At 73.4% G+C, this 21,197-nt stretch carries 24 protein-coding genes and 1 riboswitch; of the genes, 8 read left to right on the top strand and 16 right to left on the bottom strand.

Features of this window, described 5'->3' with window-relative positions; translation table 11 throughout:
- Positions 1-100 precede the first annotated feature (100 nt).
- Positions 101-1,015 carry a BadF/BadG/BcrA/BcrD ATPase family protein gene (locus ACGFI8_RS00415; protein ID WP_392797831.1) on the top strand — a complete coding sequence of 305 codons (915 nt, stop codon included), beginning with the start codon at positions 101-103 and terminating at the stop codon, positions 1,013-1,015.
- 15 nt (positions 1,016-1,030) lie between these two features.
- On the opposite strand, the gene ACGFI8_RS00410 is transcribed toward ACGFI8_RS00415, so the two are convergent.
- On the bottom strand, positions 1,031-2,278 hold the full coding sequence (locus ACGFI8_RS00410) for an RNA polymerase sigma factor (RefSeq protein ID WP_392797829.1): 1,248 nt from the start codon (positions 2,276-2,278) through the stop codon (positions 1,031-1,033).
- A gap of 22 nt (positions 2,279-2,300) precedes the next feature.
- Entirely contained in the window at positions 2,301-2,651 is a 351-nt protein-coding gene (locus ACGFI8_RS00405) for a YciI family protein (RefSeq protein WP_392797826.1), read from the bottom strand.
- Between the two features lie 111 nt (positions 2,652-2,762).
- Here ACGFI8_RS00405 and ACGFI8_RS00400 point away from each other — a divergent pair, with 111 nt between their 5' ends.
- Both ACGFI8_RS00400 and ACGFI8_RS00395 read left to right on the top strand, forming a co-directional pair.
- Positions 2,763-3,848 (top strand): glycosyltransferase, encoded by a 1,086-nt coding sequence (locus ACGFI8_RS00400; RefSeq protein ID WP_392797824.1) that lies wholly within the window; start codon positions 2,763-2,765, stop codon positions 3,846-3,848.
- Between the two features lie 27 nt (positions 3,849-3,875).
- A complete protein-coding gene (locus ACGFI8_RS00395; RefSeq protein ID WP_392797821.1) occupies positions 3,876-4,274 on the top strand; it encodes a hypothetical protein in 399 nt (132 codons plus the stop codon).
- A gap of 34 nt (positions 4,275-4,308) precedes the next feature.
- On the opposite strand, the gene pepN is transcribed toward ACGFI8_RS00395, so the two are convergent.
- Positions 4,309-6,741 carry an aminopeptidase N gene (gene pepN / locus ACGFI8_RS00390; RefSeq protein WP_392797818.1) on the bottom strand — a complete coding sequence of 811 codons (2,433 nt, stop codon included), beginning with the start codon at positions 6,739-6,741 and terminating at the stop codon, positions 4,309-4,311.
- A gap of 264 nt (positions 6,742-7,005) precedes the next feature.
- On the opposite strand from pepN, the gene ACGFI8_RS00385 reads away from it, so the two are divergent.
- A complete protein-coding gene (locus ACGFI8_RS00385) occupies positions 7,006-7,146 on the top strand; it encodes a hypothetical protein (RefSeq protein ID WP_392797815.1) in 141 nt (46 codons plus the stop codon).
- Positions 7,143-7,790: a response regulator gene (locus ACGFI8_RS00380; protein WP_392797813.1), complete on the top strand. Its 648-nt coding sequence runs from the start codon at positions 7,143-7,145 to the stop codon at positions 7,788-7,790. Before ACGFI8_RS00385 ends, ACGFI8_RS00380 begins: the two co-directional genes overlap by 4 nt.
- Here ACGFI8_RS00380 and ACGFI8_RS00375 read toward each other — a convergent pair.
- The 3 genes from ACGFI8_RS00375 to ACGFI8_RS00365 form a co-directional block, all read right to left on the bottom strand.
- Positions 7,759-8,424: a DUF2306 domain-containing protein gene (locus tag ACGFI8_RS00375; protein WP_392797810.1), complete on the bottom strand. Its 666-nt coding sequence runs from the start codon at positions 8,422-8,424 to the stop codon at positions 7,759-7,761. The two genes, ACGFI8_RS00380 and ACGFI8_RS00375, sit on opposite strands and share 32 nt — an antisense overlap.
- Before the next feature lie 71 nt (positions 8,425-8,495).
- The gene (locus tag ACGFI8_RS00370; RefSeq protein WP_392797808.1) at positions 8,496-9,158 is read right to left on the bottom strand and encodes a response regulator; all 663 of its coding nucleotides are present in this window, start codon (positions 9,156-9,158) and stop codon (positions 8,496-8,498) included.
- Positions 9,130-10,521: an MFS transporter gene (locus ACGFI8_RS00365; RefSeq protein ID WP_392797806.1), complete on the bottom strand. Its 1,392-nt coding sequence runs from the start codon at positions 10,519-10,521 to the stop codon at positions 9,130-9,132. The genes ACGFI8_RS00370 and ACGFI8_RS00365 overlap by 29 nt, the downstream gene beginning before the upstream one ends.
- A gap of 129 nt (positions 10,522-10,650) precedes the next feature.
- Here ACGFI8_RS00365 and ACGFI8_RS00360 point away from each other — a divergent pair, with 129 nt between their 5' ends.
- A complete protein-coding gene (locus ACGFI8_RS00360) occupies positions 10,651-12,018 on the top strand; it encodes an FAD-dependent monooxygenase (protein ID WP_392797803.1) in 1,368 nt (455 codons plus the stop codon).
- Between the two features lie 177 nt (positions 12,019-12,195).
- Here the strand turns inward: ACGFI8_RS00360 and ACGFI8_RS00355 are convergent, their stop codons facing one another.
- The gene (locus ACGFI8_RS00355) at positions 12,196-12,438 is read right to left on the bottom strand and encodes a multicopper oxidase domain-containing protein (protein ID WP_392797801.1); all 243 of its coding nucleotides are present in this window, start codon (positions 12,436-12,438) and stop codon (positions 12,196-12,198) included.
- Between the two features lie 167 nt (positions 12,439-12,605).
- Here ACGFI8_RS00355 and ACGFI8_RS00350 point away from each other — a divergent pair, with 167 nt between their 5' ends.
- Complete coding sequence (locus tag ACGFI8_RS00350; protein WP_392797798.1) at positions 12,606-13,304, top strand: permease prefix domain 1-containing protein; 699 nt, start codon at positions 12,606-12,608, stop codon at positions 13,302-13,304.
- 4 nt (positions 13,305-13,308) lie between these two features.
- On the opposite strand, the gene yidD is transcribed toward ACGFI8_RS00350, so the two are convergent.
- Together yidD and ACGFI8_RS00340 are read right to left on the bottom strand one after the other, a co-directional pair.
- Positions 13,309-13,716, bottom strand: coding sequence for a membrane protein insertion efficiency factor YidD (gene yidD, locus ACGFI8_RS00345; protein ID WP_392797795.1), 408 nt, complete (start codon positions 13,714-13,716; stop codon positions 13,309-13,311).
- A gap of 287 nt (positions 13,717-14,003) precedes the next feature.
- Positions 14,004-14,423, bottom strand: coding sequence for a hypothetical protein (locus tag ACGFI8_RS00340; protein WP_392797793.1), 420 nt, complete (start codon positions 14,421-14,423; stop codon positions 14,004-14,006).
- A 191-nt stretch (positions 14,424-14,614) separates the two neighbouring features.
- On the opposite strand from ACGFI8_RS00340, the gene ACGFI8_RS00335 reads away from it, so the two are divergent.
- Entirely contained in the window at positions 14,615-15,169 is a 555-nt protein-coding gene (locus tag ACGFI8_RS00335) for a DUF4240 domain-containing protein (protein ID WP_392797791.1), read from the top strand.
- A 7-nt stretch (positions 15,170-15,176) separates the two neighbouring features.
- Here the strand turns inward: ACGFI8_RS00335 and ACGFI8_RS00330 are convergent, their stop codons facing one another.
- From ACGFI8_RS00330 to ACGFI8_RS00300, 7 genes are all read right to left on the bottom strand, one after another.
- On the bottom strand, positions 15,177-15,947 hold the full coding sequence (locus tag ACGFI8_RS00330; RefSeq protein WP_392797788.1) for an ABC transporter ATP-binding protein: 771 nt from the start codon (positions 15,945-15,947) through the stop codon (positions 15,177-15,179).
- The gene (locus ACGFI8_RS00325) at positions 15,938-16,819 is read right to left on the bottom strand and encodes an ABC transporter permease (RefSeq protein WP_392797786.1); all 882 of its coding nucleotides are present in this window, start codon (positions 16,817-16,819) and stop codon (positions 15,938-15,940) included. Before ACGFI8_RS00325 ends, ACGFI8_RS00330 begins: the two co-directional genes overlap by 10 nt.
- The gene (locus ACGFI8_RS00320; RefSeq protein WP_392797783.1) at positions 16,816-17,808 is read right to left on the bottom strand and encodes an ABC transporter substrate-binding protein; all 993 of its coding nucleotides are present in this window, start codon (positions 17,806-17,808) and stop codon (positions 16,816-16,818) included. The genes ACGFI8_RS00325 and ACGFI8_RS00320 overlap by 4 nt, the downstream gene beginning before the upstream one ends.
- Positions 17,805-18,935: an agmatinase family protein gene (locus ACGFI8_RS00315; RefSeq protein ID WP_392797782.1), complete on the bottom strand. Its 1,131-nt coding sequence runs from the start codon at positions 18,933-18,935 to the stop codon at positions 17,805-17,807. The genes ACGFI8_RS00320 and ACGFI8_RS00315 overlap by 4 nt, the downstream gene beginning before the upstream one ends.
- Before the next feature lie 58 nt (positions 18,936-18,993).
- Positions 18,994-19,117, bottom strand: a riboswitch (guanidine-I (ykkC/yxkD leader).
- A gap of 55 nt (positions 19,118-19,172) precedes the next feature.
- On the bottom strand, positions 19,173-19,883 hold the full coding sequence (locus tag ACGFI8_RS00310) for an urease accessory protein UreD (RefSeq protein WP_392797780.1): 711 nt from the start codon (positions 19,881-19,883) through the stop codon (positions 19,173-19,175).
- Positions 19,880-20,479, bottom strand: coding sequence for an urease accessory protein UreG (ureG, locus tag ACGFI8_RS00305; RefSeq protein ID WP_392799548.1), 600 nt, complete (start codon positions 20,477-20,479; stop codon positions 19,880-19,882). Before ureG ends, ACGFI8_RS00310 begins: the two co-directional genes overlap by 4 nt.
- 55 nt (positions 20,480-20,534) lie before the next feature.
- Positions 20,535-21,194, bottom strand: coding sequence for an urease accessory protein UreF (locus ACGFI8_RS00300; RefSeq protein ID WP_392797777.1), 660 nt, complete (start codon positions 21,192-21,194; stop codon positions 20,535-20,537).
- Positions 21,195-21,197 lie beyond the last annotated feature (3 nt).

Raw genomic sequence — 21,197 nt, 5'->3', positions numbered from 1 at the left:
AACATGGTAGTCATCCTTTTCATCGTTCTGCCTTGACGATGAAAATTACGACCACTTCAACTTCTAGTCAACAACGATTTTCTATGCTTCCATCGACGCCATGGCTGTCGTGGGCCCCGTAGTGGTCGGCGTGGACGCGGGCGGCACCGCGTCGAGGGCCGTGGTCACCGACGCGGCGGGCGTCGTGCTCGGCCGCGGTACCGCCGGCCCGGGCAACCCGTCGGCCGGCGGGCCGCCGGCCGCACGCGCCGTCGGGTCGGCGCTGCGGTCGGCGCTCGGCAGCCTGGACCCAGCCTCCGTCGCCGCCGGCGTGGTCGGGGTCGCCGGGGTCAGCGCCCTGGCGGACCCGGCGGTCGCCGCCGCGTTCGCCGCCGAGTGGCGGTCGCTGGGCCTGCGCTGCGACATGGCCGTGGTCGGCGACGCGGTGACGGCGTTCGCCGCGGGCGGCGCCTGGCCGTCCGGGGCGGTGCTCATCGCCGGGACGGGCGCGGTCGCCGCCCTCGTCGACGGCCTGGAGATCGCCCGGGTCGCCGACGGGCTGGGCTGGCTGCTCGGCGACGAGGGCTCCGGCCTGTGGCTGGGGCTGCAGGCGACCCGGCTGGCGGCGCGCCGCTGGTCGGCTCCCCTGGCCCGCGCGGTGGCCGCGCACGCGGGCGCCGCGACGCCCGACGATCTGGTCCACTGGGCCGGCGCCCTGCCACCGTTCGGCGCCCTGGCCCCGCTGGTCTGCGAGCTGGCCGACGCCGGCGACCCGGACGCCGCGGCGATCGTCGCCGACGCGGCCTCGCGGCTGGTCGCGACGCTGGACTCGCTGGCGGCCCCGGCCACCCCGGTGGTGCTCGCCGGCGGCCTGCTGGTCGCCGGCACGCCGGTGCGCCGCGGGGTGCTCGCGACGCTCGAGGCGCGCGGTACGCCGGTGGGCACGGCGGGCGACCCCGCACTGGGCGCAGCCCGCCTCGCCTCAGCACGCCGTCCTGTCGCACGAAGCCGCCCCGGCGGCGTGCCGCCCGGTTGAGGCGCGGCCGTCAGCTCAGGCGCATGCCTCGGCGCGGGTGAGCAGGAGCGTGCGCTCGCGTTCGTTGCGGGTCATCGCGGCGGCGCGCTCGAACTCGGCCCGGGCCTCCGGGCGGCGGCCGAGGCGGAAGAGGAAGTCGCCGCGGACCGAGGGCAGCAGGTGGTACCCCCGCAACGACGGCTCCTCCAGCAGCGGCTCGAGCACCGCCAGGCCGGCCTCGGGGCCGTCGGCCATCGACACCGCGACCGCGCGGTTGAGCTCGACGACCGGCGACGGGGCCAGGTCGGCGAGGCGGGCGTACAGCTCGGCGATGCGCGCCCAGTCGGTCTCCCCGGCGGTGCGCGCCCGCGCGTGGCAGGCGGCGATCGCGGCCTGCAGGGTGTACGTGCCGCCGCCCAGCTCCTCGGCGCGCGCCAGGGCGGCCAGGCCGCGCCCGACGAGCAGCCGGTCCCAGCGGCGGCGGTCCTGCTCCAGCAGCGTGACGGGCTCGCCGTCCGGACCGGTGCGCGCGGCCGAGCGGGACGCCTGGATCTCCAGCAGGGCGATCAGGCCGTGCACCTCCGCCTCGGCCGGCATCAGCCCGGCCAGGATTCGGCCGAGGCGCATGGCCTCCTCGCACAGGGCCGGGCGCATCCAGTCGTCGCCGGCCGTCGCGGAGTACCCCTCGTTGAAGATCAGGTAGATGACCTCCAGCACCGAGGAGAGCCGCTCGGCGCGGGCCGGCCCGGTGGGCAGCTCGAAGGGCACCTTCGCGTCGGCGAGCGACTTCTTCGCGCGGCTGATGCGCTGGCCCACCGTCGCGTCCGGTACGAGGAAGGCGCGCGCGATCTCGTCGGTGGACAGGCCGCCGAGCATGCGCAGGGTCAGCGCCACCCGGGCCTCGGGCTTCAGGACCGGGTGGCAGGCGGTGAAGATCAGCCGGAGGAGGTCGTCCTCGATGGGGTCCTGTTCGAGTACCGCATCGAACTCCGAGGCGTCCGTGTGCTCCTCCACCGCCAGCGCCGGCAGGTGCCGCTGCAGCACCTGCCGGCGGCGGATGGTGTCGATCGCGCGGCGCTTGGCCGTGGTCATCAGCCAGGCGCCGGGATTGCGCGGTACGCCCTCGGACGGCCACTGCTCGAGCGCCGCCACCAGGGCGTCCTGCGCCAGCTCCTCGGCGAGGCCGACGTCGTCGACGAGCCGGGCGACGCCGGCGATGACCCGCGCCGCCTCGATCCGCCAGACCGCCTCGATCGCACGTTTCGCATCGGTACCCGTACCCACGGGCCCAACATAGTGCGCCCGGCTACTCGAACTCGGAGACCCTGCGCACCTCGACCTCGACGTTATCGAACATCGCCGCGAAGCGGGTCGCCCACTCGACGGCCTCGGCGTGGTCGCGCACCTGCAGGATGCCGAAGCCGCCGATGACCTCCTTGGCCTCCGCGAACGGCCCGTCCGTGACCGTGGTCTTGCCGTCGGCCACCCGGATGATCGCCGCGCCGGCCGAACTGGGCAGCAGGCCCTCCGCGGCGAGCAGCACGCCCGCCTTGCTGACCTCCTCCATGTACTCGCCGAACTTGGCGATGAACTCGGGCGTCGGCTGCCACAGCGCCGGGTTCGAGTCGTCGAGCTTGTGCATCAGCATGTACCGCATCTCGGGTTCCTCCTCGGTAAGGTGCTGGCCGTTGCCCAGCCTCTACTACCGCGTCGAGCGGCGCTCGGCGTCTTCGACAACGTCGCCGAAAAAAGTTTGGAGACCGCTGCGATGCGCATCCTCTTCGCCTTCGCCGGCGGCAACGGCCACCTCCAGCCGCTGCTCCCGCTCGCCCGCGCCGCCGCCGACCGGGGCCACGCCGTCGCGGTGACCGGCCGGCCCGGCGTCCTGCCCAAGGACTTCGAGGGCTTCCCCGCCGGCGCCGACGAGCCCGACGGCGAGCGCCGCCCGCTGGCCCGCCTCGACCGCGACCGCGAGGAGCTCGAGTTCCGCGACGGCTTCGGCGGCTGGATCGCCCGCGAGCGCGCCGCCTCCACCAAGCAGGTCGCCCAGCGCTGGCGCCCCGACGTCATCGTCTGCGACGAGGCCGACTTCGGCAGCATGATCGCCGCCGAGGCGCTGGGCATCCCGCACGCCTCGGTCGTAGTGCTCGCCGCCGGCACGTTCGGCCGCCCCGACGGCCTCGCCGAGCTCCTCGACGAGACCCGCGCCACGCACGGCCTGCGCGCCGACCCGTCCCTCGCGATGCTCGACCGCCACCTGGTGATCTCCCCGGTGCCGGCGAGCTTCCGGGCCCGCCCCGGCGCACAGCCCATGCGCCCGATGCCGCTCGTCCCGCCCGCGCCGACCACGCCGCCGACGGTCTACTTCACGCTCGGCACCATCTTCAACACCGAGTCGGGCGACCTCTTCGCGCGCTTCCTCGGCGGCCTGCGCGACCTGCCGATATCGCTCGTCGTCACCGTCGGGGCCGGGATCGACCCGGCCGAACTGGGCGCGCAGCCGCCGAACGTGCGCGTCGAGCGGTACATCCCGCAGGCCGACCTGCTGCCCCGCTGCTCGGCGGTCGTGTCGCATGCGGGCTCGGGCACGGTGGTGGGCGCGCTGGCGCACGGGCTGCCGATGGTGCTGGTGCCGATGGGCGCCGACCAGCCGGCCAACGCGGACCGCTGCGAGTCGCTCGGCGCCGGCGTCGTGCTGGACGCGGTGGACAGCACGCCGGCCGACGCCGCCGAGGCGCTGCGGGCGGTGCTGTGGCAGCCCTCCTACCGCGAGGCGGCCGAAGCCTTGCGCGCCGAGATCGCCGCCATGCCTTCACCGGCGGAGGTGCTCCCCCTGCTGGAGTCCCTCCACTAAGGTCCGAGCGATGAGACGATCACGGGTGTGATCGAACTCCCCGAAGGGCCGTGGTCGGACTGGGACGTGCTGCAGTTCGACGGAGCCAACCTGCGGTTGGCAGCCGGATACGACCTGACCTACCACCATGGCCTTGAGATCGTGTTTACCGACGTCGCCTATCTGGCGTGCCCGATCTATTTCTGGGACCCCAGATTCCGAGAGCCGACCCCCGGCGAACGGGAGTTGGTGCGCCGGTACAGCGGGGAAGAACCGCCGGTGATCGTGGCCTTCGACATCGAGTCACCGATCGGAGCGGATCTGCTTCCTTGCCTGGTCGCGGCAGAGGCGGTGGAGATCGTGGTCGGCTTGGTATATCGCTACTGGCGAGAGGATCTCGCGGCAGGCGAACGGCTCGCACCGAATGTACGACCGCCCAAGCTGTGAGGTGGAGCCGACGTCAGCGGGCGGGTCAGGCGGGTCAGGCGGGCCAGCGGCGCAGTTCGTCGGCGGCGTCCGAGAGTTCGCGGTGCAGGCGCGGGTCCAGGTCCGTGCGGGCCAGCATGCTCTCCGCCAACCCTAGCGCCCGCCCGCTGTACAGCGGGAAAGCCAGCCGGACGACCTGCAGCGCCGCGAGCGGATAGCGGCCCTCCAGCATCGCCGGGAGGTCGGCGAAGTAGCGCTCCACGTAGGCGTCCGTCAGCGCCTCCTGGCCAGGCTGCCAGAACGCCCCCGCGTTCGCCACGGCGAGGCGCGGGTTCGGGTCGTGGACGAGGGTCTGCCAGGCGCGGGCCTTCGCCTCCGCCGACGGGAGCGCGGCCCGGCACGCGGCCGCCCGCTCCGCGCCCTTCGCGCTCGGGTCCAGGCGCTCCCCCGCGGCGATCTCCGCCTCGCCCGCGGCGCCGAGCGCGGCCAGGCGCAGCAGCAGCGACCAGCGCAGGTCCGCGTCGACGACGAGGCCGTCCGGGGCGCCGGGGCCGTCGAGCCAGGCGTGCAGCATCGGTACGTCGCCGGGGCCCGCGACGCTGACGAGCGCCCGCGCGGTCGCGAGCTGCCGGCCGGTCCCCGGCGCGGCACCGGCGAGCGCGCCCGCGCAGACCTCGGCGAGCGGGCCGAACGCGACGAGGCCGCGGCGCGCGAGGGCGTCGCGGGCGAAGGCGAGGACCTCGTCGAAGACGCCCTCCTGGCGCTCGGTGGGCAGCGCGGCCACCAGCAGCGCGAGGAACTCGGCGGCAGGGATTTCGCCGTCGCGGACGGCGTCGATGACGCCGGTCCAGACCACCGCGCGGGCGAGCGGGTCGTCGAGGTCGGGCAGGACGGCCGGCAGGGCGGCGCGGCCGGAGGGGTCGAAGCGGATCTTGGCATAGGTCTCGTCGCCGTCGTTGAGCAGCAGCACGGTGCCGGTCGGGGCGGTGGCGAGGCCCGGGATCGTCGCGTGCGTGCCGTCGATGGTGCACGGCACACGCAGTACCGAACCGTCCGAAGCGTAGGCGGAGACCGTGAGGCGGTGCGGTCGCAGCGGGCGGCCGGTCTGCTCCACCGTGAGGCCGGCGGGCGAGGGCACCGGCCGCAGGGTGTTGACGCCGCTGCTGCGCAGCCAGAGCTCGGCCCAGCCGGTGAGGTCGCGGCCGGCCGCGTCGCCGAGCACCGCCAGCAGGTCGGTCAGGGTGGCATTGCCGAAGCGGTATCGCCGGAAGTACTCCCGCAGCCCCGCGAGGAAGGCGTCGTCGCCGACGTGCACGGCGAGCTGGCGCAGCGCGGCGGCGCCCTTGGCGTAGGAGATGCCGTCGAAGTTCTGCAGCGCGACCGCGGTGTCGGCGACGCCGTCAGGTGCGACCGGATGTGTCGAGGGGCGCTGGTCGGCGAGGTAGCCCCAGCGCTCGCGCCAGATCGCGAAGTCGGCCGCGGCGTCCGGGTGCCGGCCGGTCTCGGCCGCGACCCGCCAGCCCATGTACTCCGCGAACGCCTCGTTGAGCCAGACGTCGTCCCACCAGCGGAGCGTGACGAGGTCGCCGAACCACATGTGCGCCATCTCGTGTGCCATCACCACGAACCGGCGGTGCCGCTCGCTGTCGGTGGCCCGGGCGCGGAACAGGAACTCCTCGCGGAAGTTCACCAGCCCCGGGTTTTCGACGGCGCCGCCGGAGAACTCGGGGACGAATGCCTGGTTGTACGCGCCGAACGGATACCGGACGCCGAAGAGCTCGTGGTAGTGGTCGAAGCTCGCCGCGGTCGCCTCGAACAGCTCGCCGGCGTCGGCGTCGAGGCAGGGCGCCAAGCTCCGCCGGCACAGCAGGCCGAGCGGGATGCCGTCGTGCTCGCGCTCCAGCACGTGCCAGGGGCCTGCGACGAGGCTGAAGAGGTACGTCGACAGCGGCGGCGTGGCCTCGAACTCCCACCGCCCGCCTGTGCCCCCGGTCAGGCCCGCCCGCAGCGGCGCGTTGCCCCGCACCGTCCACCGCGGCGGCGCCAGCACGGTGAGCGCGATCGGCGCCTTGAGGTCCGGCTGGTCGAAGCAGGCGAAGATCCGCTGCGCGTCGTCGAGGGGCGCCTGCCCGTACAGGTAGACCTCGCCGTCCTCGGGATCGAAGAACCGGTGCAGCCCCTCGCCGTTGCGCGAGTACGGCGCGACGAACTCGATCTCGAGCCGGTTCTCGCCCTCCAGGCCGGCGAGCGCCAGCCGGTTGTCGTCGAGGCCGTCGCCGTCCAGCGCCGCCCCGTTGAGCGCGGCCTTGACGATCCGCCCGCCCTTGATCTCGGCGAACGTGCCCGTCCCGGGCTCGGCACACCCGAACTCGACGACCGTCCGCGACACGAACTCGTCGTCCCCGGTGAGGTCCAGCTCGACGGCGTAGGAGTGCACACGCAGCAGCCGCGCGCGGCGGACCGCCTCGGCACGGGTCAGACTCGGCATGATCCGCACGGTACCCGCTCAAACCGTGACCCACGGAAACGGGACATTGTTCCCGGGCGCTCGGGACGCGCCGACGGTGCGGCCCGGGTCTGGCGGGCGGCACCGTACCGGGCATGACCACTGCGATCATCACCAGAACCGGGCGCGGCTGGGCGTTCAGCGGAGCGCTCGGGGGCCTCGCCGGGCTCGTCGGACTGTTCATCGGCGCGAACCTGACCGCCACCGTCGGCGACGGGATCAGGGACAACGGGCGCGGGAGACGGGGTGACAGGAGACGGGGTGGGCATGCACTCGATGCGCGAGCGCGCCGCCGAGCTCGGCGGCGACCTCACCGTCACGTCGTCGGCGGCGGGCACCAGCGTGTCGGCCCGGCTGCCGCTGGGGGCCGGGGAGGTGACGGCATGAGCGAGCCCGTCCGCGTGCTGATCGTCGACGACCACGACCACTTCCTGGCCGGGCTGCGGGCGCTGCTGGCCACCAGCGCCGAGGTCGAGGTCTGCGGCGAGGCGGCCAGCGGGGAGGAGGCGCTGGCCGCGCTCCCGCGCCTGCAGCCCGACGTCATCCTGCTCGACCTGGTCATGCCCGGCATGGGCGGCATCGCGGCGACGGCGCGGATCGCGGGGACCATGCCGCACGTGCGGGTCCTGGTGCTGAGCATGGCCGACGACGACGATTCGGTCTTCGCCGCCGTCCGCGCGGGCGCGCGCGGCTACGTGCTCAAGGGCGCCCGCCGGGTGGAGATCATCCGCTCGATCCGGGTCGTCGCGGACGGCGAGGCCATCTTCGGGCCGGCGATCGCGGGCCGGCTGATGGGGTACTTCGCCGGCCTGGACCGCACCGCCCCCGACCCGTTCCCGGAGCTCACCCAGCGCGAGCGGCAGATCCTCGCGCTGATCGCCCGCCACCTGACCAACCCGCAGATCGCCGAGCGGCTGGGCGTGAGCCAGAAGACCGTCCGCAACCACGTGTCGAACATCTTCACGAAGCTGCAGGTCGCCGACCGCGCCCAGGCGATCGTCATCGCCCGCGACGCCGGCCTGAACGAATGACGTACTCGGCGACGCCGAGGTTGACGAGCCAGCCCGCCAGCAAGGCCACGGCGCGCCACGGGGTGTAGCGCGGGTCGGCCTCGTCCAGCGCGATGAACAGGGGGACGCTCGTCAGCACCTGGGTGCCGGCGCCCATGCCGATCGCGTAGCCGCGCAGCATCCACGCGCGGTGTGCGCGAAAGTCGCGGCGGCGCGCGGCCAGGAAGCCCAGGACCAGGGCGGCGAACATGGCGGTGCCGAAGATGTACCGGAAGACGTTGAGCGCGGTGTTGTCGGTCGCCGGTAGCGGGTAGAAGGCGGTCATCCACAGGCCCGAGGCGGCGACGGCCAGGCCGCAGACCACCAGCACCCGGCCCGCCATGCGGTGCCAGCGGCGGTGCCGGGCGCGGAAGCCCGGCGCGAGCTGCAACGCGCCGAGCACGGCGAAGGTCACCGCGCCGATGATGTGGATGATCACCGGGACCGGCATGTCGACGAAGCGGGCGTTGTCGGCGGTGCGCTCGGCGCCGCCGGTGAGCTCGGCGACGCGCAGTCCGCCGGCCACGGACGGGACGAAGGCCAGCAGGAGCAGGCCGGCGATGATGGGCCAGTCGCGGCGCCTGCGGCTGCGCTGCGGGGCGGTGACGGTCGTCATGAGCACCGATGGTGAGGCCGAAACCGGCGCGGCTCATCGGAACTTGGGCCGGAGCCGGGCCGTACCAAAGTTCAGGTGCCGGGTCGGACGCGATTCGTCTCGTACGCCCACATCGCGATCTCCACCCGGTTGCGCACGCCCAGCTTGAGCATCAGCGCGGTGACGTGGGTCTTGACGGTGCTCAGCGTGATGAACAGCTCGTCGGCGATCTCGTTGTTCGTCCGGCCCCGGGCCACCCGGGCCAGGACCTGCTCCTCGCGGTCGGTCAGGGGCTCGACCGGCTGGCGGGGCGGCGTGGACGGGCCGGTGTCGGCGAACGCCCGCAGCAGGCGGGTGGTGACGCTCGGCGCGATGAGCGCGTCGCCGTTCGCGGCGGCGTGCACGGCCTGCGCGAGCAGGGCGGGGCCCGCGTCCTTGAGCAGGAAGCCGCGCGCGCCGGCGCGCAGGGCGGCGTACACGTACTCGTCGAGGTCGAACGTGGTGATGACCACGACGGCGAGCGGGTCCTCGACGGCCGGGCCGGCCAGCTGCCGGGTCGCCTCCAGCCCGTCCATGCCGGGCATGCGCACGTCGAACAGGCACACGTCGGGGCGCAGGCGGCGGGCCAGCTCGACACCGCGCCGCCCGTCGGCTGCCTCGCCGACCACCTCGATGCCCGGCTGCGCGTTGAGGATCATTGTCAGCCCGGTGCGGACGATCTCCTGGTCATCCGCGACCAGCACCCGCACGGTCACCGGCCAATGCTACGGGCGGGGTGGCACCCCCAGATCCGCCGAAAGTACGACCCGCGACGAGGACCCCGGCGAGCGCGGGCGCGAGCGCGACGCCGAACGCGGCGAGATACGCCACCGGGCCGGCGTCGACGAGCGCGGCGAAGAGGGAGCCGCCGATCGCGAGCGCGACGGTGGTCAGCAGCGCGTCGGCGACCTGCAGCGCGGAGCTGTTCATGCCCTGCTCGGCGGGGGCGGAGTAGCGCAGCACGAGCGCCGCGGAGGCCGGGGAGGTCAGGCCCATGCCGAAGCCGGCGAGGCACCAGCCGGCGACGACGACGGCCACCGGTACATCCGCGACCGCGACGGGCATCGCGGACAACACGCCGGCCACGATGCCGGCCGCTCCGAGCCGCAGCCGGGCCGCGTCGGACAGCCGCTGCGCCTGCCGCGCCTGCACCCACGAGCCGGCCGACCAGAACAGCGCGCCGACGGTCACGGTGAGGCCGGCGAGCGCGGGACTCAGGCCGCGCTCGCGGGTGAGCATGAGCGGGATGAAGACGTCGGCCTGCACGAACGCGGCGCCGGCCAGGCCGCGCAGCAGCACCACGCTCGGCAGGCCGCGGGCGGCGGCGAGGCTCCCGGGCGGCAGCAGGCGCGCGCCGCAGAAGAGCGCGACGACGAGGCCGGCGGCGAGCACCGCCAGCCCCGGCGGCGAGAATCGCTGCCCGCCGACGTACAGCAGGAGCACGCCGGCCGCGGTGCCGGCCGACAGCACCAACCGCTTGTTCGTCGACGTCCTCGCGGCATCGGGCGCGCCGCCGCCGACCGTGCGCACGCGCGGCCAGATGAGCAGCATCGACGGCGCCGCGGCGATGACGACGAGCAGGAAGACCCACCGCCACCCGACGTACTGCACGATGACGCCCGCCACCGCGGGCCCGGCGATCGCCGGCAGCACCCAGGCCGCGGCGAGCGCGGAGAACACCCGGGCGTGGGAGTCCGCGGGATAGGCCCGCCCCACCACCACGAACAGCGCCACGTTCACCAGCCCGCCGCCGAAGCCCTGCACCAGCCGCCCGGCCACGAGCGCCCACATGTGCGGCGCCAGCCCGGCGATGAGCAGCCCCGCGCAGAACAGCGCCACGCCGGCCGCGGCCGGGCGGGCCGGGCCGGCGCGGTCGCTCCACGCGCCGGCCAGGACCATCCCGACCACGCTGGTGGCCAGGGCGCCACCGAAGGCGAAGCCGTACAGGGCCAGGCCGTCCCCGTGCGCGTCCAGAGCCCGCGACACGGCCGGCATGGCCGCGGTGACCGCCACCGCCTCGAAGGCCACGAGCGTGACCAGGGTCACCATGCCGACGGTGAGCGCGCGTCTGTTCTCCACGACCGCACCGTCGCACCTCAACACGGCTTGAGGTCAAGCCGGGCGGGAATTTCAACGTGTGTTGACATCGGTCGCCGCCGAGGTCAACAATTGTTTGCCAACAATTGTTGACGTAGCCGAGGAGGAGCCATGAAGACCGTCATCGCCGGGGCCGGCCCCACCGGCCTGCTGCTCGCCGGGGACCTCGCGCGCGCCGGCGTCGACGTCACGGTGCTGGAGCGCCGGGGCGGGGAGTCCAACCTCACCCGCGCCTTCGCCGTGCACGCGCGCACCCTGGAGCAGCTCGACGCCCGCGGCATCGCCGAGGAGGTCATCGCCACCGGCACCCGGGTGTCACGGCTGCGGCTGTTCAACCGGATCGCGCTCGACCTGGGCGGCCTGCCGACACGCTTCCCGTTCGTGCTCATCTCGCCGCAGTACAACGTGGAGCGGGTCCTGGAGGAGCGCGCGGTCAAGGCCGGCGCCCGGATCCTGCGCGGCCACTCGGTCACCGGGCTGCGCCAGGACGCCGGCGGCGTCGAGGTGCGAACCGACGGCGGGACGTTCGCCGCGGACTACGTCGTGGGCGCCGACGGCGCGCACAGCGGCGTGCGGCACGCGCTCGGCCTCGAGTTCCCCGGCCACGCCGTGGTCCGGTCGCTGATGCTCGCCGACGTGCGGCTCGCCGTGCCGCCCGAGGAGGCGATCACGGTCAACGCGGTCGGCTCCGCGTTCGCCTTCGTCGCGCCGTTCGGCGACGGGTGGTACCGCGTCTTCGCCTGGAACCGCGGGCACCAGGTGCCCGACGACGCCCCGCTGACCCTCGAAGAGGTGCGCGACACGACCCGGCAGGCGTTCGGCACCGACTTCGGCATGGGCGAGTGCCGCTGGCTCTCGCGCTTCCACAGCGACGAGCGCCAGGTGGAGCGGTATCGCACCGGCCGCGTCTTCCTCGCCGGCGACGCCGCCCACGTGCACTCCCCCGCCGGCGGCCAGGGCATGAACACCGGCCTGCAGGACGCCGCGAACCTCGGGTGGAAGCTCGCCGCGACCGGCGCCGGATGGGCACCGGAGGGGCTGCTCGACTCGTACCAGGACGAGCGGCACGCCGTCGGCCGGCTCGTGCTGCGCACCAGCGGCGGCATCCTCCGGCTGGCGCTGCTGCGGTCGCGGGGCGCGCGGCTGGGCCGCGACGTGTTCGCCGGGCTCGCGCTACACGTCCCGGCGGTGCTGCGGCGAGCCACCGGCACGATCTCCGGCGTCGGCATCGACTACCCGCACGCGCCTCGGCAGCGGGACGTGGACCTGAACCCTGGTGGAGCGCGCCTCTACGAGCTGCTGCGCGCCGGCCGCCACGTGCTGCTGGGTCCGTCGGCGCCGGACGGGTACGGCGACCGGCTCATACACGCCCCGTTCGACCGTTTCGTGCTGGTGCGTCCCGACGGCCACACCGCCTGGACGGGCACCGAGGGAGACCTCCCCGTCGCGCTCCGCGCGCATCTCGGCGCGCCCCGGTGATCCCGGACACCTCGATCCGTCGATCCCTTGACATAGGAGCGTCCATCGATGTGTCATGCCGGTCACAGAGCGGTTCTCGTTGGGTTGCCGCCGCCGCACAGACGACGCACACGGGGACGACGGAACGCTTGCGAGACGTGCCGGGCCCCGCGCCGCCACGGGGGGCCTGGCACCCTCTCAGCCGTGTTGCAAGCGGGCCGTGCCGCCCTTCTCCACGATCACGAACTGCCCCATCATGCCCTGGTCCTCGTGCTTGAGGACGTGGCAGTGGAACATGTACGCCGTGGTCGGGTCGGCGTAGTCGGCGAACCGGGCGATGATCGAGTACCGCTGCTTCGGCTCCAGGAAGATCGTGTCCTTCCAGCCGCCGAGCTCCGGCGGCGGCCCGGCCCCGTTCACCGACAGCACCTGGAACCGCACGTCGTGGATGTGGCGGTCGTTCCTCCTATATGTAGTTGGGATACATGTAGGCTCTCTTGCCGTCACGCCGCGGGGCCAGACCCGAGGCGGGAACCCGGGGAAAGCTCAGGGTCCGCCTCAGGGTCTCCTCGGACTGCGCCGCGCGCCCCCGCGGGCATACTGAGCTGGTGGTTACCGCCGGCCCCATCGACGCTTACGTCGCCTCCCTGCGCGGCGCCCTGCGCGGCCCGCGCACCGCGAAGGCGGACCTGGTCGCCGAGGCGCGCGACGGCCTGATCGACGCCGCGGCCCGCTACGAGGACGACGGCCTGGACCGCGTCACGGCCGAGCGCGCGGCGGTCGAGGAGTTCGGCCCCGTCGCCGACCTGGTCCCCGAGTTTCAGCGCGAGCTTGCCCTCACGCAGGGCCGGCGGACCGCGATCGTGGTCGGCGCCGCGATCGCGGCGCAGTCGGTGGTCTCCGAGCTCGCCTGGCGGCACGCCGCGACGGGCTGGACGTGGCAGCCCGGCCGGGCCTACGCGATCCTCGCGAACACCGTCGACTACGCCGCCTACGCCGTGGTGGCCGGCGCCCTGCTCGCCGCGCTGGCGTGCGGCATCGGCGGCCGATACGTGAGCGTCGGCCGCAAGTTCGTGCGCGCCACAGGCATCGCCGCGATCGGCATCGTCGGGTTCTTCATCGCCGGCGGCATCCTGCTGTCGGCGTTCAGCCCGACCTGGACGACATGGACGACATGGACGACATGGAGCGGCCACACCGGTGGCACCTCGCCGCTGTCGATGGCCGCCGCGACGCTCACGATGACGCTGCCGGCCTGGATGGCGTACTCCGGCCTGCGCTGCGTACGCGCCTCGGCCACGCGCTAGGACGTCACGGCACCGGGTCGACGGTGCCGCGCGGGGTCGCAGGGTTGCAGCGGCGGATCCGGGCCGCGGTCAGCCGCGAGCCCTCGACGAGCCCGTAGCGCCGCACCGCCTGCAGGCCGTAGTCGCTGCAGGACGGGACCTGGCGGCAACGGGTGCGCAGGTGCGGGGAGAGCCAGCGCTGGTACCCCCGGATCGCGGCCATCCCGGCGCGGCCCGGATGGCTGGCGGCACCGCGCGGCGGGCGGCTCGGCGCGGAGACCGCCATCAGCGACAGCAGCGAGCCGAGCATGAACGGGCTGCAGTCGCAGTCGCAGAAGTCGAGATCGCAGTCCGGCCCGCAGTCGCGGTCACGCCGGCTGCGCCGCTGTTGCCGGCGCGCCCGCCGGATCGCCAGGATCTCGCCGATTCGCATGGCGGCGATTCTCGGCAGCGCCCGCGCGGGTGATCAAGCCTTGGTCGTGGTTCCGACCCCGTCCATGGCTGCCGGCCCGCTTCGGCCCTCGGCCTCGGGACACGCGAAAACGCACCCGGATGGCCGACTTCGTGCGGGCGGCCGGGAATGTCCGGACAGTCCCGGACACCCGGACGAAGTCGAACAACCGAGTGCGTCGCCTGGGGATTGAATGCTGTGGTGGGGCGCCGGCCGGCGGGGCTGATCCGCCGGCCGGGCCGAAGCCACACCATGAACGTTCAGCGGTCTTACTTGGCCGCGATCTCTCCCTCGCCGCCGTGGAACTGGGTGCCCTCCACGAACCCGGCGTCGAAGCGCTGACGCAGGGCGTCCAGCTCCGAGAAGTCGGCCTGGTGGGCGTGCTCGCTGCCCTCGGCGGCGAAGACGTGGTCGTCGACCTCGGCGTTGTGGCTGTAGTTGGTGTAGTCGTCCGACTCGTAGTGCACGGCGCCCGGCGCGTCGTACTCGACGTGGTGGCCCTGCGAGAAGTCGGTCGACTCCGCGGCGTGGTGGTCCTGCTCGTACACGCCGTACTGGCTGTTGTAGTCGGCCTCGTGACCCTGCGCCTGGTGCAGCTGGTCGAGGGCGCCGTGCTCCTGGCCGGCCTCGTAGTGGCCGTAGTCGACGTCGTGGCCGCCGTCGTAGCCGCCGGTGTCGATGTCGCTCATGGTGTGCTCCTTCTGGGAAGTGGCTGGTGTGGCCTTGCGATGCATAGAACGTTAGGGCCGGTCGCCACCCGTCGAATCCCGGAAACGTGCCACCACGCGGTGTTGCGTCAGCGCCGCCCGGCGCCCCCGGTCGCGGCGATCCGCCGCCGGTGGATTTCCCGGCGCGAGGGTTGGCCGGACCGTGCGCCGGGATGACAGACTTCGTTGCCGTGGACAGCGAAACTTTCTGGTCGATCATCGACGGTGCTCGGTCCGCCGCCGGGGAGCGCGTCACGCCGGGCTTCGCCGAGCGGTTCACCGCCGCGCTGCGCATGCGCCTGGCCGTCCTCGACAAGAGCGAGCTGCTGGACTTCGACGCCCGCCGCACCGAGCTGCAGGCGCGCGCCAACTCCTCGGCGATGTGGGCGACGGGGCGCGTGGCGGCCCGCTACGCCGACGCGTTCGTGGACGGCCTCATCGCCCGCGGCCGCGAGCTCTACGAGCGGGCCGTGGCCGACCCGGACGGGCTGGCCGACGACCCGGTGGTCCGGGCCGTGGCCGCGGGCGACCTCGCCGCGCACGAGCTTGCCCCGCGCGAGGTCGAGGACCTCGCCGAGGATCTCTACGGCGAGACCGACGACTATCCGATGCTGCTGCGCTCCCGCACCGGCCAGGTCGCCCCGCTGGTCGAGGACGACTGGGACGACGAGGACGACACGGCCGTGCGCAGGCACCTGCCGAGGATCGCCGCGCTCTTCCTGAAGTAGCCGGTGCTCAGGCCGCCGCGGCGTGGCGGCGGTGATACGTGCGGACCAGGTCCTCCACCTCGGCGCGCAGGGCGAGAAACTCCGGCGTGCGCTTCGCCGCCAGGTCGCGCTGCTCCGGCAGCGTCACCGTCACGTCCGCGGCCACCCGCCCCGGGTCGCTGGCCAGCACGATCACCCGCTGGCCCAGAAACACCGCCTCCTCCACGTCGTGGGTGACCATGAGCACCGTCGTGCCGGTGTCGCGCCACACGCCGCGGAGGAACACCTGCATGTCCTCCTTGGTCTGCACGTCCAGCGCGCCGAACGGCTCGTCCAGCAGCAGCACCTCCGGCTCGCACGCCAGGGCCCGGGCGATCGCGACCCGCTGGCGCTGGCCGCCGGACAGCTGCCTGGGCAGCGAGTGGCGCAGCGGCTCCAGGCCGGTCTCCGCGAGGTACCAGTCCACGCGCGCCCGCCGTTCGGCGCGCGACAGCGGCAGCAGCTCCAGGCCGAACGCGATGTTGCGCTCGACGGTCCGCCACGGGTACACCGCGCCCGACTGGCACACCAGCCCGCGCTCCGGGCCGGGGCCGGCCACCGGCTCCCCGTTGAGGCGCACCGCGCCCGAGGTCGGCGCGATCAGGCCGGCCACGATCGACAGCAGCGTCGACTTGCCGGAGCCGCTGGCGCCGACCACGCAGGCGAACTGCCCGGCGGCGATCTCCAGAGAAACGCTTTCCAGGGCGGCCTTGGTACCGAAGGTGCGCCCGATGCCGGCCAGCGACAGCACTACACCCACCGTCCGATCCGGTTGCGCGCCAGCCGCAGCAGCACGTCGGTGGCCACGCCGACCACCGCGATGACCACCAGGATGGCGAAGATCTTGTCCGTCTGCGTGAACCGCTGGGCCAGCAGGATCCGCTTGCCCAGGCCGGTCTCGCTGTTGACCAGCTCGGCGACGACGACGAGGTTCCAGGCGGCGGCGAAGTTCACGCGTACCGCGTCGAGCATGCCGGGCAGCGAGTGCGGCACGATGATCTTCCAGAGCACCTCGCCGCGGCGCGCCCCCAGCGTGTACGCCACGTCGATGAAGTCGCGCGGCACCAGGCGTACGACATCGGCGGTCATCAGCATGTTGAAGAAGACCGTGCCCAGGAAGATCAGCGCGATCTTGGGGTTTTCGCCGATGCCCAGCCAGATCAGCAGCAGCGGGGTGAAGGCGGCCGCGGGCAGGTACCGCAGCAGCCCGCTCAGCGGCTCCAGCAGGGCGTTCGCCGCGCCGAAGCTGCCCATGGCGATGCCGAGCGGCGCGGAGACGAGCACCGCGAGGCCGAATCCGTACAGGATGCGCCGCACGGTCGCCCACGTGTCGGTCCACAGCTGGCCGCTGGCGGCCATGTCCGCGCCGGCCCGCCAGACCTTGTCCGGCGGTGGCAGGTATCGCGGGTCGACCGCATGCGTGGCGCCGAGGACGAGCCAGACCACCAGCGGCAGCAGCACCGACAGCGCGACGAGGACCGCCCGGGCCGCGGGCGGCAGCGGGGTGCGGATCGCGAGGACGGCGCGAGGCGGCCGGGCTGGCCGCCGCCGCGGCAGCGGGGGCCAAGACGCCCGTACTGACGCCCCCACCGATGGCTGCGCTTCCACCCCGGCCGCCGTCGCCGCGGTCACCGCACGGCCTTCACGAACTTGGGCTCGATGAGCGCGTCGAGCGGGGGCTTGCTCTCCACCAGCTTGGTGTTCACCAGAAACTCGGCGATCTTGCCGGCCTGGAAGTCGAGGTGCGTGGCGTCGGAGCCCGGCTCGAACGCGGCGAGGTTCTGCTCCTTCGTGAAGATCGTCGTGCCGGCGTCGTACGTCTTGTAGTCCGCGTCGGACACGCCGCCCCGCTTCGCCATGATGCTCACCGCCTCCGCCGGGTTGGCCTGCATCCAGGCGAGCGTGTCGAACCACGTCTGCACCACGGCCTGGACCTGGTCGGGGTGGTCCGCGACGAACTTCGACTGGAACGACAGGGTGTCCGGGATCGCGCCGGGGAAGTCCTTCGACGTGGCGATCGCCTTGCTGCCGGAGCGGCCCAGCGCGGTGGTGGTGAACGGGGCGAAGACGCCGACCGCGTCAATCTGCCCGGCCACGAACGCGGCGGCCGCGGCGTCGGTGAGCAGCGGCGTGAACGTCACGTCCCGCTCACTGAGCCCCGCCTTCTCCAGTGCGAGCAGCAGCAGGTAGTGGTCGACGGTGCCCTGCTCGGCCGCGACCTTCTTGCCCTTGAGCGCGGCCACGCTGTCGATGCCGGGCGCGGCGATGATCTGGTCGTTGCCGGTGGAGTTGTCGTTGAGCAGCACGATCGTCTGCTTCGAGCCGCCGGACACCGACGAGAGCGTGTCGTTGAGGGTCTGGCTGTTGCACGTCAGGTTGCCGGTGGCCAGGGCGTTGAGGCTGTCGGTGTAGCTGTCGAAGTACTTCAGCTCCACCGTGACGCCGTTCTTGGCGAACAGCCCCTTCTCCTGGGCGACCTGCCACGGGAACCAGCCCGGCCAGGCGCTGAAGCCCAGGGTGACCGTGCCCGCCGCGCCCGGCCCGGACGCCGCGGAGTCGGTGCCGCAGGCGGCCAGGAGGGCGGCCCCGGCCGCCCCGAACAGCAGTGAACGACGCTTCAAGACGCTCTCCTAGGAAGGTGACCGGCGCGCACGAGGCAGCCGAGGGTGTCGCAGATGACCCGGGTGGCGATGAGCGAGGTGATCTCGGCGTTGTCGTAGGGCGGCGAGCACTCCACGACCTCGATGCCGGCCAGCGGCTTCTCCGCGATGAGCTGGATGAACTTGAGGACCTCGCGGGGCAGGAACCCGCCCGGCTCGGGCCAGCCGGTGCCCGGCACGAACGCGGCGTCGAGGCAGTCGACGTCGAAGGACAGCCACACCGCGTCGGCGCCGTCCCACGCGACCTCCAGGGCCCGCTCGGCCGCGGCCTCGATGCCCATCTCGACGCAGTCGGTGACGGTCATGATGGTCGTCCCGCGCTCCCGGCCGACCTTGACGCCGGGGCGCGGCGCCTGCCAACCACCGATGCCGATCTGCACCAGGTTCTTCGGCGGCACGTTGGGGATGTCCGTGGCGTGGAACCACGGCGTGGTGTGCATCCGCTCGTCGAGGTCCGTCTCCTGGGTGTCGACGTGCCGGTCGAAGTGGATGATGCCGAGGTTGCCCTGCAGGTGCTGGGCGACACCGCGCACGGTCGGGTAGCCGATGGAGTGGTCGCCGCCGAGCACCACCGGGAAGGCGCCCGAGGAGTAGACGTGCGCGACGGCCTTGGAGATCTGGTCGAACGTCTTCTCGATGTTCGCCGGGATCGTGAACACGTCGCCGAGGTCGGCGATCGTGATCGACTCGCGCAGGTCCACGCCGAGCTCGAAGCTGTACGGGCCGTACAGCGCCGAGATCTTCCGGATGCCCTGCGGGCCGAAGCGGGTGCCGGAGCGGTACGTGGTGCCGCCGTCGAACGGGGCGCCGAGGACGGCGACGTCGTACTCGCCGCAGCGGCGGACGTCCTCGACGTACGGCGCCTTCAGGAAGGTGTTGATGCCGGCGAAGTGGGGCAGCTCGCCGCGGGAAAACGTGGGGATGCGCCGGTCGACGATCGAGTCCGCGCCTGGCAGGCCCAGCTCGAGGCCCCGCGCGACCTCCTCCTCCCACTTGGTGGTGGGCAGCTCGGCCTCGCGCTCGACGGCGTAGCGGGCCTCGGGCCCGTAGTTGTCGTGGTGGTGATGGTGGTGGTGGTTGAAGCCCATTCGGACAGACCCTCCAGGGTGTGGCTGTCCGGCCACGGAGCAGCCGGACGCGTCGGCTGTCTCCCGGGCTTTTGTCCCGCCGTGGAGCGCCCGTGCGAAACCGGGCGCCTGCGCCTCTCGGACCAGCCGGCCGTGCCTCGCTCCTTTTGCTGAACGGCCGCGGAACCCTAGGCGCGCCTCACCATCGGTGAGTCGAAGCCGAGTAGACGCCCCGGCCGTTACTCCCGCTTTGCTCGCCTATTGCGCCGGTGTAACCAGGCGGCCGGTGAGTCTTCTGGTCTCGGTGAGATCGTCGCCGATCGCTGTGACGACGGTCCCGCCCCCGGCGAGCGCCATGATCGCAGCCGCACTCCCATTATCTGATTTCTCGGACATTTCGGGTATGTCCGTGGTGATCAGGGTGGCCAGCACCCGCGCGCCGTTCAGGATCGCCGGGCCGTCCGGGTGCGACGGGCCCACGGCGACGTCGCCGCGGTACCACGCCCGGTTGCCGCGCCGGATCGCCGTGGACAGCCGCAGGTCGCCGGGGGCCTCGCCGTGGCGGCCGAACACCGCCTCCTCGCGCCACACCAGCCGGCCACCGGCGGCAAGGTCCACGGTGGACAGGTTGTGGTGGCGGCAGCGCGCCGCCGCCACGATCGGCTCGGGCAGGAACGCCAGGAGTGCGCCCTCGCCCACCACCGCGTGCACCGACAGACGCGACTCCGCCCCGTCGCGCCCGGGCAGGGCGACGCTCGCCGCGACCGTGCGGACCCACAGCTCGGCGCCGGGGCCCACCTCGATCTCCAGGCTCAGGTCGTCGCCGCCGAGCGGGCCCGCCGCGCCGCCGACGATGTGGATCCCGTTCGGTCCGGTGCGTCGCGGCAGCAGTGGGGCCTCGCCCTTGAGCACACGCAGGACCGTGCGGTCGCCCGCCCGCTCGACGACGATCCGGGCCGCCGCCCTCACGGGACCAGACCGCGGATCCACTCCTGGACCGGCTTCGCGGCGCGGTCCTCGACCAGCGAGAGGAACACGGTCGGCAGGTCGCCGCGGCGGGCCGCGGCGTCGCGCTCCATCACGCCGAGGTCGGCGCCGACCAGCGGGGCCAGGTCCGTCTTGTTGATGACGAGCAGGTCGGCGCTGGTGACGCCGGGGCCGCCCTTGCGCGGTACCTTGTCGCCGCCCGCCACGTCGACCACGAAGATCTGGCGGTCGACCAGGCCCCGGCTGAACGTGGCGGTGAGGTTGTCGCCACCGCTCTCGACCAGGATCACGTCGAGCGGGCCGAGACTCTCCTCGAGCTCCTCGATCGCGTCGAGGTTGGCGGAGATGTCGTCGCGGATCGCGGTGTGCGGGCAGCAGCCGGTCTCGACCGCGCGGATACGCTCGGCCGGGAGCACGCCGTTGCGCAGCAGGAAGTCGGCGTCCTCGGTGGTGTAGATGTCGTTGGTCACCACCGCGACGCGCAGGTCCTCGGACAGGCTGCGGCACAGCGCGGCGACCAGCGCCGTCTTGCCGGAGCCGACGGGGCCGCCGATGCCGATCCGCACGGCCCGCCGCATCTGGGGCAGCGGGTGGTGCGGGTCGTCGTGGGGATGCGGATGGGTGTGCCCGTGTTCAGCTTGCAAAGAGCCTTACCTCCCATGCGGCGTGGTCCTCGGCGGAGACGTCGAGCAGCGGCGCCGATGCCGCCGGCAGGTCCGCCGCGGGCCCACGGGCGTGTGTCGCGGCCTCCCGCGCCACCTCGTCGCACTCGTCGCCGAGCTCGGCGAGGATGCCGTGGACGCGGTACGGGTCGAGCCCGAGCAGGCGGACCGCCGCGCTCGCCGGGCCGGAGATCGCGTGGTACGCGGCCAGCAGCGCCGCCTCGTCCGGGGTGAGCCCGGCGGCCGCGGCGGCGACGCCGAGCGCGACGGGCTGGGAGGCCTTGACCCGGGCGGCCCGGGCCACGTGCGCGCCGGGCCAGACCACGAGGGCGGCGCGGCACAGCGAGCGGCCCTGACGCCGCGCGGCCAGACGCAGCGCCGGCGACGGGGTGCGCGCGTCCAGCTCCTCCTCCAGCTCCTCGATCGCGTCCGGGCGGGCGCAGGCGGCGGCCGCGAACGCCGCCGCCACCAGGCCGCCGGTGCGCAGCCGGCCGCGCAGGAACGCGCGCAGGCCGTCGAGGTCGGTCACCCGGCCGCGCGCGACCGCCGCCTCCAGCCCCGAGGAGTGCGCGTGGCCGCCGGACGGGAACCGGCCGTCGGCCAGGATCAGCAGTTGGGTGAAGGCTCGCATGCA

The organism is Dactylosporangium sp. NPDC048998 (assembly GCF_043197855.1).
Lineage (GTDB): Bacteria > Actinomycetota > Actinomycetes > Mycobacteriales > Micromonosporaceae > Dactylosporangium.
Note: the sequence above shows the minus strand (reverse complement) of the source record. Positions and strands in the feature narration are given on the sequence as shown.